General features: G+C 66.9%; 13 protein-coding genes, 2 tRNA genes and 1 riboswitch. Of the genes, 14 read left to right on the top strand and 1 reads right to left on the bottom strand.

What is annotated here, in order from left to right:
• Positions 1–55: 55 nt before the first annotated feature.
• Positions 56–153: riboswitch (TPP riboswitch) on the top strand.
• 7 nt (positions 154–160) lie between these two features.
• The 14 genes from thiD (at position 161) to DFO47_RS11205 (ending at position 12,260) form a co-directional block, all read left to right on the top strand.
• On the top strand, positions 161–1,681 hold the full coding sequence (gene thiD, locus DFO47_RS11270; protein ID WP_026264534.1) for a bifunctional hydroxymethylpyrimidine kinase/phosphomethylpyrimidine kinase: 1,521 nt from the start codon (positions 161–163) through the stop codon (positions 1,679–1,681).
• A 264-nt stretch (positions 1,682–1,945) separates the two neighbouring features.
• Positions 1,946–2,254, top strand: coding sequence for a 50S ribosomal protein L21 (gene rplU, locus DFO47_RS11265; RefSeq protein ID WP_018761567.1), 309 nt, complete (start codon positions 1,946–1,948; stop codon positions 2,252–2,254).
• 61 nt (positions 2,255–2,315) lie between these two features.
• Positions 2,316–2,579, top strand: a complete 264-nt coding sequence (gene rpmA / locus DFO47_RS11260; RefSeq protein WP_009372867.1) for a 50S ribosomal protein L27 — start codon at positions 2,316–2,318, stop codon at positions 2,577–2,579.
• Positions 2,580–2,696: 117 nt separating this feature from the next.
• A complete protein-coding gene (gene obgE, locus DFO47_RS11255; protein ID WP_133831666.1) occupies positions 2,697–4,286 on the top strand; it encodes a GTPase ObgE in 1,590 nt (529 codons plus the stop codon).
• Positions 4,276–5,457: a glutamate 5-kinase gene (gene proB / locus DFO47_RS11250; protein WP_109044464.1), complete on the top strand. Its 1,182-nt coding sequence runs from the start codon at positions 4,276–4,278 to the stop codon at positions 5,455–5,457. Before obgE ends, proB begins: the two co-directional genes overlap by 11 nt.
• On the top strand, positions 5,454–6,818 hold the full coding sequence (locus DFO47_RS11245) for a glutamate-5-semialdehyde dehydrogenase (protein ID WP_133831665.1): 1,365 nt from the start codon (positions 5,454–5,456) through the stop codon (positions 6,816–6,818). Before proB ends, DFO47_RS11245 begins: the two co-directional genes overlap by 4 nt.
• Positions 6,819–6,898: 80 nt before the next feature.
• On the top strand, positions 6,899–7,138 hold the full coding sequence (locus DFO47_RS11240; protein ID WP_018761563.1) for a hypothetical protein: 240 nt from the start codon (positions 6,899–6,901) through the stop codon (positions 7,136–7,138).
• A gap of 40 nt (positions 7,139–7,178) precedes the next feature.
• Positions 7,179–7,808, top strand: a complete 630-nt coding sequence (gene nadD, locus DFO47_RS11235; RefSeq protein WP_255414767.1) for a nicotinate-nucleotide adenylyltransferase — start codon at positions 7,179–7,181, stop codon at positions 7,806–7,808.
• Positions 7,809–7,815: 7 nt separating this feature from the next.
• Positions 7,816–9,105: a hypothetical protein gene (locus tag DFO47_RS11230; RefSeq protein WP_133831664.1), complete on the top strand. Its 1,290-nt coding sequence runs from the start codon at positions 7,816–7,818 to the stop codon at positions 9,103–9,105.
• Between the two features lie 43 nt (positions 9,106–9,148).
• Positions 9,149–9,550: a ribosome silencing factor gene (rsfS, locus tag DFO47_RS11225; protein WP_026264528.1), complete on the top strand. Its 402-nt coding sequence runs from the start codon at positions 9,149–9,151 to the stop codon at positions 9,548–9,550.
• Positions 9,551–9,667: 117 nt separating this feature from the next.
• A tRNA-Ala gene (locus DFO47_RS11220) sits at positions 9,668–9,740 on the top strand.
• Positions 9,741–9,933: 193 nt separating this feature from the next.
• A tRNA-Ala gene (locus DFO47_RS11215) sits at positions 9,934–10,006 on the top strand.
• Between the two features lie 203 nt (positions 10,007–10,209).
• Entirely contained in the window at positions 10,210–10,587 is a 378-nt protein-coding gene (locus tag DFO47_RS11210; RefSeq protein WP_133831663.1) for a DUF3311 domain-containing protein, read from the top strand.
• On the top strand, positions 10,584–12,260 hold the full coding sequence (locus DFO47_RS11205) for a sodium:solute symporter (RefSeq protein WP_109044468.1): 1,677 nt from the start codon (positions 10,584–10,586) through the stop codon (positions 12,258–12,260). The genes DFO47_RS11210 and DFO47_RS11205 overlap by 4 nt, the downstream gene beginning before the upstream one ends.
• A gap of 20 nt (positions 12,261–12,280) precedes the next feature.
• On the opposite strand, the gene DFO47_RS11200 is transcribed toward DFO47_RS11205, so the two are convergent.
• Positions 12,281–13,603: a class I SAM-dependent methyltransferase gene (locus tag DFO47_RS11200; RefSeq protein WP_133831662.1), complete on the bottom strand. Its 1,323-nt coding sequence runs from the start codon at positions 13,601–13,603 to the stop codon at positions 12,281–12,283.
• Between the last annotated feature and the right edge of the window lie 15 nt (positions 13,604–13,618).

The raw sequence follows: 13,618 nt of genomic DNA, 5'->3' as shown, positions 1-13,618 counted from the left end.
CCTGCATCCGGCCGCTGTCACCTTTAGCCCGGTACCGCGCCACCGGCTAGGCTGGGAAACCGACACGGGGTGCCGCGCAGAAGGCCGGCTGAGATCCACACCCGTTGAACCTGTCCGGCTAGTACCGGCGAAGGGATGTCTGTTGTCTTCGACCCTCTCCATGCCCCTGCCAAGTGCCTCCACTGACTCCTCCGGGACCCCTGCGGGGCGCGATATCCCACGCGTCCTCTCCATTGCGGGCTCTGATCCTTCCGGCGGAGCAGGAGTCCAAGCGGACCTGAAGAGCATTGCAGCGCACGGCGGATATGGCATGGCCGCCATCACGGCACTGACGGCGCAAAATACCCGTGGCGTTGTGGCCGTCCACGTCCCGCCTGCTGCGTTCCTGGCGCAGCAGCTCGATGCCGTCAGCGACGACATCACCATCGACGCCGTCAAGATCGGCATGCTCGGCGACGAAGCGGTGATCCGCACGGTCCAGCAGTGGCTCGACAAGGTGCGTCCCGCCGTCGTAGTCCTGGACCCGGTGATGGTGGCCACCAGCGGCGACCGCCTGCTGAAGGAAACCGCCGAAGCCGCCCTCCGCGACCTGCTTCCGCTTGCCCACCTCATCACCCCCAACCTGCCCGAACTGGCCATGCTGGTGGGCGAAGAGCCAGCGGGGGACTGGGAAGGTGCGCTGGACCAGGGCAGGCGCCTGGCGGATGCCACCGGCGCCACCGTCCTGGTAAAAGGCGGACACCTGTCAGGCGAAGGCTGCCCGGATGCCCTGGTGAACACCGCCGGTGTGCTGGCCCGGGACGTGGTGGAAGTGCCCGGCCCCCGCGTCAACACCCGCAACAGCCACGGGACGGGTTGTTCGCTGTCCTCTGCCATGGCCACGGTCCAGGCCCGGTTGGGCGACTGGGAAGGGTCGCTGCGGACGGTCAAGCCCTGGCTGGCCGGAGCGCTTGAGGATTCCGGCAGGCTGGAGGTCGGCCACGGGAACGGGCCCGTGCACCACTTCCACCATGTACGGCCCCACCTGCCGGAAGGCGGCTTCGCGGCCAGGCTCTGGGCCGAAGCCCGGCAGGACCTGGCGGATATTTACGCCCTGGACTTCATCCAAGGCCTGGTCTCCGGCGAACTGGCGGAAAAGGACTTTGCCTACTATCTGGCCCAGGACGCCCAATACCTGAACGGCTACTCCCGGGTCCTGGCCCGCGCCAGTTCCCTGGCCCCCTCCGAAGAGGAGCAGCTGTTCTGGGCAGGCTCGGCCCGGCAGTGCCTGGAGGTTGAATCGGAACTGCACCGCTCATGGCTCAGCACCCGGCCCGGGCAGACGGGCCTGGGACCCGTCACCAAGTCCTACGTCGACCACCTCACAGCCGTCTCGGCGTCGGGCAGCTATGCCGTCCTTGCCGCCGCCGTCCTGCCCTGCTTCTGGCTCTACGCCGAGGTTGGCAGGACACTGCACGCCCGGTTCCTCGCGGCGGGCGAACCGGACGGGCACGCGTACGCCGCGTGGCTCCGCACCTATGCCGACGAGGGCTTCGCCGAGGCCACCCGGCAGGCCATCGCCATGGTGGATGCGGCCGGACGGAAGGCCTCCGACCATGAACAGGCCGCCATGGTCACGGCGTTCAAGCAGTCCTGCCGGCTCGAAGTGGAATTCTTCGACGCGCCGCGCATTCACTCCTGACATCCAACGGCGGCGCCCCGGCTACAATAGATACGCACGGTTGCGGCGCTGCATGCCATGCTGTGGTTACTATCACAGCCGGCCCTCCGGAACCAGCCTCATTTGCGGCTGGAGACGGATTTAGCGTATTCTGGATCTTCGGTGCTTACGCCAACACTTGGGTTATGACCCCACGGCGTTGAGGCACAGCGAGAAACCAGGCTTTTATTGAGTCGGTTCCGCACGCAAATTTTGTTATAAACGTCGAGAGAAGTGAGTTCCCAAGTGGTGTACGCGATTGTCCGCGCAGGCGGCCGCCAAGAGAAGGTTTCCGTTGGAGACTTCGTTACCCTGAACCGCGTCGCCGGTGGAGCCGGCAGCACCATTGAGCTGCCCGCACTGCTCCTGGTTGACGGTGACAAGGTCACCTCCGCAGCCAAGGACCTGGCCAAGGTAACTGTTACGGCTGAAATCCTCCAGGACCTGCGTGGTCCTAAGATTGTCATCCAGAAGTTCAAGAACAAGACCGGCTACAAGAAGCGCCAGGGTCACCGCCAGGAACTGACCAAGGTCAAGATCACCGGCATCAAGTAACCACCGGTTACTGTTCAGGCATTTCAACAGATTCCCCAGAATTTAGAGGCAGGCATTCCAGATGGCACATAAAAAGGGCGCGAGCTCCACTCGCAACGGTCGCGATTCCAACGCACAGTACCTCGGCGTCAAGCGCTTCGGCGGCCAGGTCGTTTCCGCAGGCGAGATCATCGTCCGCCAGCGTGGCACCCACTTCCACCCGGGCGCCGGCGTAGGCCGTGGCGGTGACGACACCCTGTTCGCACTGACCCCGGGCGCCGTTGAATTCGGCACCCGCCGCGGACGTCGCGTGGTCAACATCGTTGCTGCTGCAGCCGCAGAGTAACAACCAGTATTGAAGCGGTGGAGCGGGCCTGAGGGCCCGCTCCACTGTTCTTTTAACCGCATTACAATCGTTGTGGCGTCCCCGGGCGCCGCTTGAACAGCATCTGAGGAGATCCACGTGGCCAGCTTTGTAGACCGGGTAGTACTGCATGTATCCGGCGGTACCGGCGGCCATGGATGCGTTTCCGTCCACCGTGAGAAGTTCAAGCCCCTTGGCGGGCCCGACGGCGGTAACGGCGGCAACGGCGGCGACGTGATCCTCCGGGTGGACCACCAGACCACTACCCTCCTCGACTACCACCACGCGCCGCACCGGCACGCCAGCAACGGCGGACCCGGCATGGGCGACTGGCGCGGCGGCAAGAACGGCGAAACCCTGGTCCTTCCCGTTCCGGACGGCACCGTGGTCAAGTCCAAGGACGGCACCGTTCTGGCCGACCTGGTGGGTGAAGGCACCGAATATGTGGCCGCCGCCGGCGGCATCGGCGGACTCGGCAACGCAGCCCTGTCCTCCCAGAAACGCCGTGCTCCCGGTTTTGCCCTGCTGGGAATCGAAGGCGAATCCCGCGACGTGGTCCTGGAACTGAAGTCCATTGCAGACATCGCGCTGGTGGGATTCCCGTCCGCTGGCAAGTCCAGCCTGATCGCCGCGATGTCTGCCGCCCGGCCCAAGATCGCCGATTACCCCTTCACCACCCTCATCCCCAACCTGGGCGTCGTCCAGGCAGGCGACGTCCGCTTCACGATTGCCGATGTCCCCGGCCTGATTGAAGGCGCCAGCGAAGGCAAGGGCCTCGGGCACAACTTCCTGCGCCACGTTGAGCGCTGCGCCGCCCTGGTGCATGTGCTCGACTGCGGCACGCTCGAATCCGACCGCGATCCACTCTCGGACCTCGCCATCATCGAAGGCGAACTCGAAAAGTACGCGGTGGACATGAGCTACGCAGGCTCCGACGGCCAAGTGGTCCCCCTCAACCACCGCCCCCGCCTCGTCGCACTGAACAAAGTGGACCTGCCCGACGGCAAGGACATGGCAGAATTCGTGCGCCCGGAACTGGAATCGCGCGGCTACCGCGTCTTCGAGGTCTCTGCCACCAGCCATGAGGGCCTGCGCCAGCTCGGCTTCGCCATGGCCGAAATCGTCCAAGCCGCCCGCGACGCCGTCGCGGCCGAACCTCCCAAGGTCCAGCCGGTCGTGCTCCGGCCGCGCGCCGTCAATGAAACCGGGTTCAAGATCCGCCGCGAGGAAAAGAACCTGGAGCCGCTGTTCCGTGTCCTCGGCGAGAAGCCCGAGCGCTGGGTCAAGCAGACCGACTTCACCAACGAGGAAGCCATCGGCTACCTTGCCGACCGGCTGGCCAAGCTGGGCGTGGAAACCGAACTGTTCAAGCAGGGCGCCAAGCCGGGGGATACCGTGGTCATTGGCGAGGACGACGGCGTTGTCTTCGACTGGGAGCCCACCATGATCGCAGGCGCGGAACTCCTGGCTTCACCCCGTGGCACGGACGTCCGGTTCGCCGATATCGGCGACCGCCCCACCCGCAGCCAGAAGCGTGAGGAACAACAGGAACGCCGCGACGCCAAAGCCGCCGCCCGTGCCGAACTCGAGGCGGAACGCAAAGCCGGTATCTGGACCGAGTCCGTCAGCGGACGCCGTGCTGCCCGCCCCGTCCAGGACAGTGGAATGGAAGCGGACGATGACCTCTAGGGTCGTGGACGCGGCGCCCGTTGCGGGCTCCGCGGACAGAAGCCTGCTGGCAGATGCCCGCCGCATCGTGGTGAAGGTGGGGTCCTCCTCACTGACCAGCATCAAGGGCGGCATTTCCGAGGAGTCGCTCACCGCGCTGGCCGACGCCCTCGCCGCCAAGCGCAACGCGGGTGCCGAAATCATCCTGGTCTCCTCCGGCGCCATCGCCGCCGGGTTGGCCCCGCTGGGGTTGGAAAAGCGTCCCCGGGACCTGGCCACCCAGCAGGCGGCGGCCAGCGTGGGCCAGGGCCTCCTGATGGCCCGGTACACCCAGGCGTTTGGCGCCCACGGCGTCACTGTCAGCCAGGTCCTGCTCACGGCCGAGGACCTGATGCGCCGCAGCCAGCACACCAACGCCCTCCGCGCCATGGACCGGCTGCTCAGCCTCGGAGTGGTCCCCGTCGTGAACGAAAACGACACCGTGGCCACCCACGAGATCCGCTTCGGCGACAACGACCGGCTCGCCGCCCTGGTGGCACACCTGGTGCGCGCCGACGCGCTTGTGCTGCTGTCCGACGTCGACGCCCTCTACGACGGTCCGCCGGCCCACGGTGCCAAGCGCATCCCGCTGGTCACCGGAGCGCAGGACCTCGAGGGCGTGTCCATTGGCAAAGCAGGCAAGGCCGGGGTGGGCACCGGAGGAATGATGACCAAGGTGGAAGCCGCCAGCATGGCGGCAGGCTCCGGCATCCACGCGCTGGTGACATCCACGCCCAACGCCGCCGCCGCCCTGAACGGCGAGGACGTCGGCACCTGGTTCTCCGTGAACGGCTCGCGCAAGCCCGTCCGCCTCCTCTGGCTGGCACATGTCGCGTCCGTGCAGGGCCGCCTGGTCCTGGACGACGGCGCGGTGCGGGCCGTGCGCCACCATCACACGTCCTTGCTGCCGGCGGGCATCTCGGCGGTGCATGGCGACTTTGAAGCGGGCGACGCCGTCGAACTGGCCGGTGCCGACGGCACCGTAGTTGCCCGGGGACTGGTGAACTACTCATCCCAGGAGCTGCCGCACATGCTGGGGCGCTCCACGAGGGAGCTGGGCGAGGAACTCGGCAGCGGCTATGACCGCGAAGTTGTTCATGTAGATGACCTGGTGCTGGTCCAGGCCCCCGGCTCGCCTAAACTTGGACTATGACTGACGCCCTGATCCACGCTGCCGTTGATACCGGAACCACTGCTGACCACGCGCAGACGGGCCCGGCGGCAGGACAGGAGACAGGGGTGCCGGCCGCCGCAGCGGACGTCGAAGCGGCAGTCCACGCCATCGCGGACCGATCCCGCCACGCCGCCCGCAGCATGGCCACCGCCAACCGGGCATGGAAGGACCGCGGCCTCCGCGCCGTGGGCGCGGCCCTGCAGGAGAACGTGCAGGCAATCCTCGCAGCCAATGCCATGGATGTCCGGCGCGGCCGGGACAACGGCACCTCCAAAGCGCTCCTGGACCGGCTCACCCTCACCGAAAGCCGTGTTGACGGCCTGGTGGCGGCCCTCGAGAACCTGGCCAACCTCCCGGACCCCGTGGGCAACGTTGTCCGCGGCCAAACCCTCCCCAACGGACTGCGCCTCCGCCAGGTCAACGTGCCCATGGGCGTTGTGGCAGCCATTTACGAAGCACGCCCCAACGTCACTGTGGACATCGCCGGCCTGGCGCTCAAGAGCGGCAACGCCGTCATCCTGCGCGGCGGCAGTGCAGCAGAAGCCACCAACCAGGTCCTGGTGCGGGTACTGCGCGAAGCCCTCGAATCCGTAGGCCTGCCGGCCGACGCCGTCCAGACCGTGGACCAGTTCGGCCGCGCCGGCGCCAATGTCCTGATGAAGGCCCGCGGCCGGGTGGACGTGTTGATTCCCCGCGGCGGCCGCGACCTCATCCAGACGGTGGTGACCAATTCCGCCGTGCCGGTCATCGAGACGGGAGAGGGAAACGTCCACATCTTCCTGGACGAATCCGCGGACGAGACCATGGCGGTGGAGATCCTGCTCAACGCCAAGACCCAGCGGCCCAGCGTCTGCAACACCGTCGAAACCCTGCTGGTCCACTCCGGCGCGACCGTGCTGCCCGCCGTCGCAACAGCCCTTCGAGACGCCGGGGTCCGATTGCATGTGGACCAACGGATCGGTGCAGCCTTGCCCGCCGGGATCGACGCGGAGCCGGCCACGGACGAAGACTGGGCCACGGAATACATGGACTTGGACCTTGCCGTGGCCATGGTGGACAGCCTCGACGAAGCCGTGCAGCACATCCGCACATGGTCCACGGGCCACACCGAAGCGATCCTCACCAACAACCTCGCCAACGCTGAACGGTTCATCGCAGAGGTGGATTCCGCAGCGGTCATCGTCAACGCCTCCACACGCTTTACCGACGGCGGTGAACTCGGCCTGGGCGCCGAGGTGGGGATCTCCACCCAGAAGCTGCACGCCCGCGGCCCGATGGGACTGACCGAGCTGACCACCACGAAGTGGATTGTCCAGGGCGAAGGCCAGGTCCGCGGGTAGCAACGCGGTAACATAGACCAGAACCTTAGAAAGCAGCGGAAGGTTCCGCTGCCTGAAAATCCTTGACCATAGGGGAGAAAATGCTGCTCCAGCAGATCGTCACGTCCATCGCCGCGGCAGGCGACGCAGCCCATGAGGAGCCCGCCCCGCTGCTGGCAGAGCCGTGGGTCTTCGGCGTGTCAATGTTCGCCATCCTGGTGGTCCTGATGTTCATCACGCTGTCCTACAACAACCTGGGCAACCGGCACGCGGCCACCGAAGAGCACGCGGATCCGCACCGCCAGCACCCCAACAAGCACGATCGCGGGCAGGGCCACTAACATTTCGCACAACCTGCACCGCAATGGTGCCCGGGGAAGGCTGCGGCTTGGTGTCATGGGTGGGACGTTCGATCCCATCCACCATGGGCACCTGGTGGCGGCCAGCGAGGTCGCGGCCGAATTCGACCTCGACGAGGTGGTCTTCGTGCCTACCGGGCAGCCATGGCAAAAGTCCCATAAACAGGTCAGCGAGCCTGAGCACCGTTACCTGATGACCGTGATCGCCACGGCCTCCAATCCGCGTTTCACCGTGAGCAGGGTCGACGTGGACCGGCCGGGTCCCACGTACACCATCGACACCCTGCGCGACCTCCGGGCCCAGCGGCCGGACGCCGACTTGTTCTTCATCACGGGTGCTGACGCCTTGGCTCAAATCCTGTCCTGGAAAGACATTGACGAGCTCTGGTCGCTGGCCCACTTCGTGGGAGTCACCCGCCCGGGGCACGTCCTGGACGGGATGGGCCGTAAGGACGTCAGTCTCCTGGAAGTGCCTGCCATGGCCATTTCGTCCACGGATTGCCGTGCCCGCGTGGCAGCGAACCATCCGGTGTGGTATCTGGTCCCGGACGGGGTGGTGCAGTACATCGCCAAGTACGACCTCTATGCCGATCCGCCGGCAGGCGCGGATGAACCACTTTCCGAAGCACGCGAACCAGCCAGTACTGAATGAGTTCTCAATGAGTCAGGAACAGCCTCCCATCCGCAGCCGCCGGGAACTCCGGAAGGCCAGGGACGCCCAACAGGGCACCCCGGCCATCACGGAGCAACGCCCGCCTGCCGCGAATCGGCCGGCCGAGGGTGCGCCCGAACCTGCCAGGCGGGCACCTGCCGCGCAGGACCCTGCGGTCCGCCCTGCCTCGACCGCAAGCGCCGAGCCTGCCGCGCGTCCAGAGGCTGTTCCAAGCCAGTCGGCCCCCCAGCGCTCATCGCAGATCCGTGCCCGCGACCGCGCCGCATTGCGCACCATCAAGGAGCTCGAAGAGAAGGAGGGGCAGCTGTCCGCCGGCGGTCCGCCCACCCGGCGCCAGCTGCGGTTGCAGCAGCTCAAGGAGCAGGCACTGACGGCCGCCAATCCAGTGGTTCCACCCGCGGCCGGCCCAACCTCCCCGCCGGCCGCCGGAGCTCCTGCGCCCACAGCCAAGCCGGCCGGCGGAAAGAACAGTGCGCCAGGTGACACCGTCAACCCGGGACCTACGACGGAAGCCGGCAGTTCCGCCCCGGACGGCATGACCGTGGAGCAGGCCCTGGAAGCACGGGCCCTCATCGCCGCACAGGCGCGGAACCAGATCGCCAAAATGGAGCACATCGCCTCCCAGGACCCCGAAGCGGTGGACCCGGAAATCCTCGCCGAACAGATCGCGCTGGCCGAGAGGGCCGCTGTCATGAACCGGCGGGCGATGGCCCGGCAAAAACTCGCCGAACAGGCGGGAGGCCAGGCCCAGGCCGCAGATCCCGCGAAGCAGGCAGCGGCTGCGGGCACCCAGGACAAATCCGGCCCATCCACCGCCAGCAACCTTGCCATGGTCACGCCGCTTGAGTTCGTCCAGGTGCCCGGCGTGGAGCGCCCGGTGATGAAACCGCCGGCAACTTCGCATGTTCCGGTCACCACCCGGCCCGGTACGAAGGTCCAGGCGGGCGGCAAACGCCGGCCGGCAGCCCGTACCAAAGCAGCGCCAGCCGAGTCCGGCACCGGCCGGTCCCAGGTGATTGCCAGGGCCGAAGCGGCCGCAAAGGCGGCCGGCCGGCCCAAACCGGCTGCACGGCCGGAGGGCCAGTCCGAAGACCTCTTCGAAGACCTGCCCCGGGTACCCGCACGGTCCGCCTACGGCCTTGATCCGCTGGACGCCGCAACAGCAGGGCTCAGCAGGGCGCGCCGCAACCGGGTCCTCCAGTTCTGCATCCTCGCGTTCGGGATCCTGGCACTGGTTGCCGGCATCATCCTGATCGTCACCGGCATGTCCCGCTGATCCCACCAGCGGCAACAAACACTTAACCCAAACAAGGAGTCCCGTGACTGCAACACAAACGTCCATCGCCATGGCCCGTACGGCCGCCAAGGCTGCCGCTGACAAGATAGCCCACGACATCGTGGCCCTTGACGTGAGCGAACGGCTGGCCCTGGCCGACGTCTTCCTCATCGCCTCTGCACCCAGCGAACGCCAGGTCAACGCGATCGTGGACGGCATCGAGGAAGAACTTGCCAAGCAGGACCTCCGCCCGGTGCGCCGCGAGGGCCGTTCCGGTGGCCGGTGGGTGCTCCTGGATTACTCGGACATCGTCATCCACGTCCAGCACGAGGAAGACCGCGTGTTCTACGCCCTCGAGCGGCTCTGGAAGGACTGCCCGGTGGTGGACCTGCAGCTCGGCGACGACGTCCCCGCCCAGGCCGGTGCGGCGGCCGACGGCGAGTAGGCGAGACGCCAGATCCGTGAATATTCCCGATTTGGAATTTTCGGAATTGCTGTTCTAAGATATTTGAGTTGCTTCGGGGGAGACGCCGGACAAAGCTTCTCGGAGCGGCAACATTCCGGGGCTGTGGCGCAGCTGGTAGCGCACCTGCATGGCATGCAGGGGGTCAGGGGTTCGAGTCCCCTCAGCTCCACCGGACATCCGCCGGAACCATCACGGTTCCGGCGGATTTTTTGTTCTGCGTTGTTCGCGGCAGCCGCCGGCAGCTTCCGGCGGCGGTCCATCGCCGCCGGTGCCGCGGGAAAAGCCCGATTGGCGTCCAGCGGAAAAGTGCATTACTCTGGTCAGGTTGCTCCGGGGAAATCGACCGAAGGAACGCGAAGTACGGGGCTGTGGCGCAGCTGGTAGCGCACCTGCATGGCATGCAGGGGGTCAGGGGTTCGAGTCCCCTCAGCTCCACCGTGCAAAGTAGGAAAAAGGGAACCATCACCTGGTGATGGTTCCCTTTTTCATTGCTCCCTGGAAGGGGGCGGCCCCGGTGCAAAACCCTTCCCGCGCAGGTCAAACCGGCGTACAACTGATCATGGAGGGCACAGCGTCCCGCCGCTGGTCTTCATTCACCAGAGTCCAGCCCCGGGACGTCGCTGACGAGGAGGTCGCAGATGTCCCAGGCGAATGAGTCCGGCTACGGTGCGAATGGCGAAGGGGTTCCCCGCGGGACGCCGCTGTCGCGTGACACAGCCATCCGGGGACCGGCCAGGCCGGCTCCGTATATTGGGGCCGGCCTCCTGCTGGCGGCAGCCATTCTCCTCCCGCTGATGCCGCAGCTGTACTCCTTTGACGCACCCCGGCTGGGCGGCATGCCGTTTTTCTACTGGTACCAGCTGGCATGGGTGCCAATTTCCGCCGTGCTGACCGGCACAGCCTATTGGCTGGTCACCAGGGAAGACCGACGACGGCGGGCTGAGGCACGGGCCGGCGGCCCGCCGAGGGCGGGTGGCGCCTCCGCCCGGACCGGCCGGGGAGGGGACCGGCCATGAACGGGCGCGAAATCAACTGGACCGCCCTGGTCATCGTGGTGCTGCTGTTCGTCGTCGTGGCCGTGATGGGGTTCCTCGCTGCCAAGTGGCGGCGCGGATCCGAAGTGGAGGGCCTGCACAGCCTTGACGAGTGGGGCCTGGGCGGCCGCGGGTTCGGAACCTGGATCACCTGGTTCCTGCTGGGCGGGGACCTTTACACCGCTTACACCTTTGTGGCGGTCCCGGCGGCCATGTGGGCCACGGGCGCGGTCAGCGGCTTCTTCGCCGTCCCCTACACGATCGTCCTCTACCCGATCATCTTCATCATCATGAGCCGGCTGTGGTCGGTCTCCCACCGCCACGGCTACGTCACCTCGGCCGACTTCGTGGGCGGCCGGTACGGCAGCCGCTGGCTTTCCCTGGCGGTGGCAGTCACCGGAATCGTAGCCACCATGCCGTATATCGCGCTGCAGCTTGTCGGCATCAAGGCGGTGCTCACGGTCCTGGGCCTGGGCAGCTCCGGCAACGTGCTGTTGACCGACCTGCCATTGATCCTGGCTTTCGTGGTCCTGGCCGCCTACACGTACACCTCGGGGCTGCGTGCACCGGCGATGATCGCCGTGGTCAAGGACCTGCTGATCTACCTCGCCGTCATCGTGGCCGTGATCTACCTGCCCATCAAGTTTGGTGGCTGGGACACGATCTTCAATTCCGCGCAGGCCAAACTGGGCACCGTCAACCAGGCCACGGGCAAGCCGGCCGGCGTCTTCATTCCAGGCGCCGCCAACTACTCCGCATACTGGTCACTCGCCCTTGGTTCAGCCATGGCACTGTTCATGTACCCGCACTCCGTGACGGCCGTGCTGGCCTCGAAGGCACGGAACACCATCCGCCGCAACGCCGCGATCCTCCCGCTGTATTCGCTGATGCTCGGCTTCCTGGCCCTGCTGGGATTCGTTGCCATCCAGGCCGGGACCAAGCCCATCGACCTGGATGGATCGGTCAACCCGCAGCTGGTGGTCCCTCAGTTGTTCCTTGACCACTTCCCGGCCTGGTTCGCGGGAATCGCGCTGGCCGCCATCGCCATCGGTGCCCTGGTGCCGGCAGCGATCATGTCGATCGCCGCCGCGAACATGTTCACCCGCAACATCTACCGCGACTTCATCCGGCCCGACGTGGACGCCAGGACCGAAGCGAAAGTATCCAAGATCGTCTCCCTGGTGGTGAAGGTGGGCGCACTGGTCTTCGTCATCGCCATGGACCAGTCCGCCGCCATCAACATGCAGCTGCTGGGCGGCATCTGGATCCTGCAAACGTTCCCGGCGGTAGTGGCCGGCCTCTACACCCGCTGGTTCGACCGGTGGGCCCTCCTGGCCGGCTGGGCAGTGGGCATCGTATTCGGAACAGTCTCCGCCTATAACGTGGTCAACCCTGTCACCAAGGCGCACTTTGGTGGCTCGGTGGCCGCCTTCCCGGGGACGGACTTCAGCGTGTACATCGCGGTGTCCGCGTTCGCGCTCAACCTGGTGGTCGCCGTCGTCCTGACCGTGGTGCTGCGGGCACTGAAGGTCCGGACGGGGGAGGACCTGACGCGGCCCACGGACTACGCCGCCGATGAGACCGACCCGAAGGTCGTGCAGATCGAGCAGACCCAGCATTACACCCAGCCGGGAGGCCCGTCGCCAGTGGCCTAGCCGCCCATCCGGGCCTGGTGTCACAACCAGTCGTGGCGGCGCAGTGGCGGCTCAGCCCCGCCCGGCCGGCGGGCAAGGACCTGGTTGACGCCGGTCAGCCCGTTTTCGAAGCCCAGGGCGCTGGCCGCCATGTAGAGGCGCCATACCCTGGCGCGCCCCGCCCCGGCGAGGGCTACCGCTTCGTCCCAGTTCTCTTCCAGCCGCCGAACCCAGGCCCGGAGGGTCAGGGCATAGTGGCGGCGGAGGGCCTCGACGTCGAGGACTTCGAACCGGGCTGTTTCCAAGGCGGCCACCATCTCGCCCAGGCTGATCATTTCCCCGTCGGGGAAAACGTACCGGGGAATGAACGAGTCGGGATCGGGGCTGGTGGGGCCGGCATTCCAGGAGATGGCGTGGTTCAGCAGCCGGCCGCCGGGCTTGAGCAGCCCGAAGAGCGCTGCGGCGTAGGAGGGGGTCTGGGCCCGGCCCACGTGCTCGGACATGCCAATGGAGCTGATGGCGTCGAACGGTCCGTCGTGCACATCCCGGTAGTCCTGCACCCGGATCTCCACGCTGCCGGTGAGGCCGGCATCTGCAGCCCGCTTGGCGGCCAGGGCGGCCTGTTCCATCGACAGCGTCACCCCCACCACGCTGACCCCGTACCTGGCGGCCGCGTGGAGGGCGAAGCTGCCCCAGCCGCACCCCACGTCCAGGACCCGCATCCCGGGCTGGAGGCCCAGTTTGCGGCAGACCAGGTCCAGTTTGGCCTCCTGCGCGGCGTCCAGGCCCACGTCCGGCGCCTGCGGATCCGGCGCGCCGGCGGCCGGCCATACCGCGCAGGAATAGACCATGGAGGATCCCAGCACCAGGGCATAGAAATCATTGCCGACGTCGTAGTGATGGGAGATGGCGGCAGAATCCCGGCCCCGGGAATGCATCCGGCCCTTCCGTGCAATGCGGGCCTCCTCCGGCGGCGGAACCGGGTTGGGACCTACCGCGCCCAGCCTGACCGCAGTCCGTGCCAGCAGCAACAGTTCGCGGGCAGTGGGCGGACGGAAGGGGCCGGGCTCGGCAAACTTCCCTGCCGAGCTCAGTGCCCCGAAGGCCGCGAACACGTCTCCCGGAGCGTCGATCTCACCCGCTACATACGCCCGGCTCAGTCCCAGCTGCCCCGGTGACCACAGCATCCGCCGGAGTGCCCGGCGTGACCTGAACTCCAGGACCGGGGCGTCCGCGGGCCCGGCCTCGGAGCCATCCCAGGCCCTCAGGCGCAAGGGGATCCGATCCGTCCCCAGCACCACCCCCAACGCTGTTGCCAGCCGGTCAGCATGTCCCGTGGCCTTGGCGGCTCCCGCAGTGTCCATGGGCCCACCCTAAGG

Source organism: Arthrobacter sp. AG258, from assembly GCF_004364695.1.
Taxonomy (GTDB): domain Bacteria; phylum Actinomycetota; class Actinomycetes; order Actinomycetales; family Micrococcaceae; genus Arthrobacter.
The sequence above is the reverse complement of the archived record's forward strand: the minus strand, read 5'-3'. Positions and strand labels throughout refer to the sequence as shown.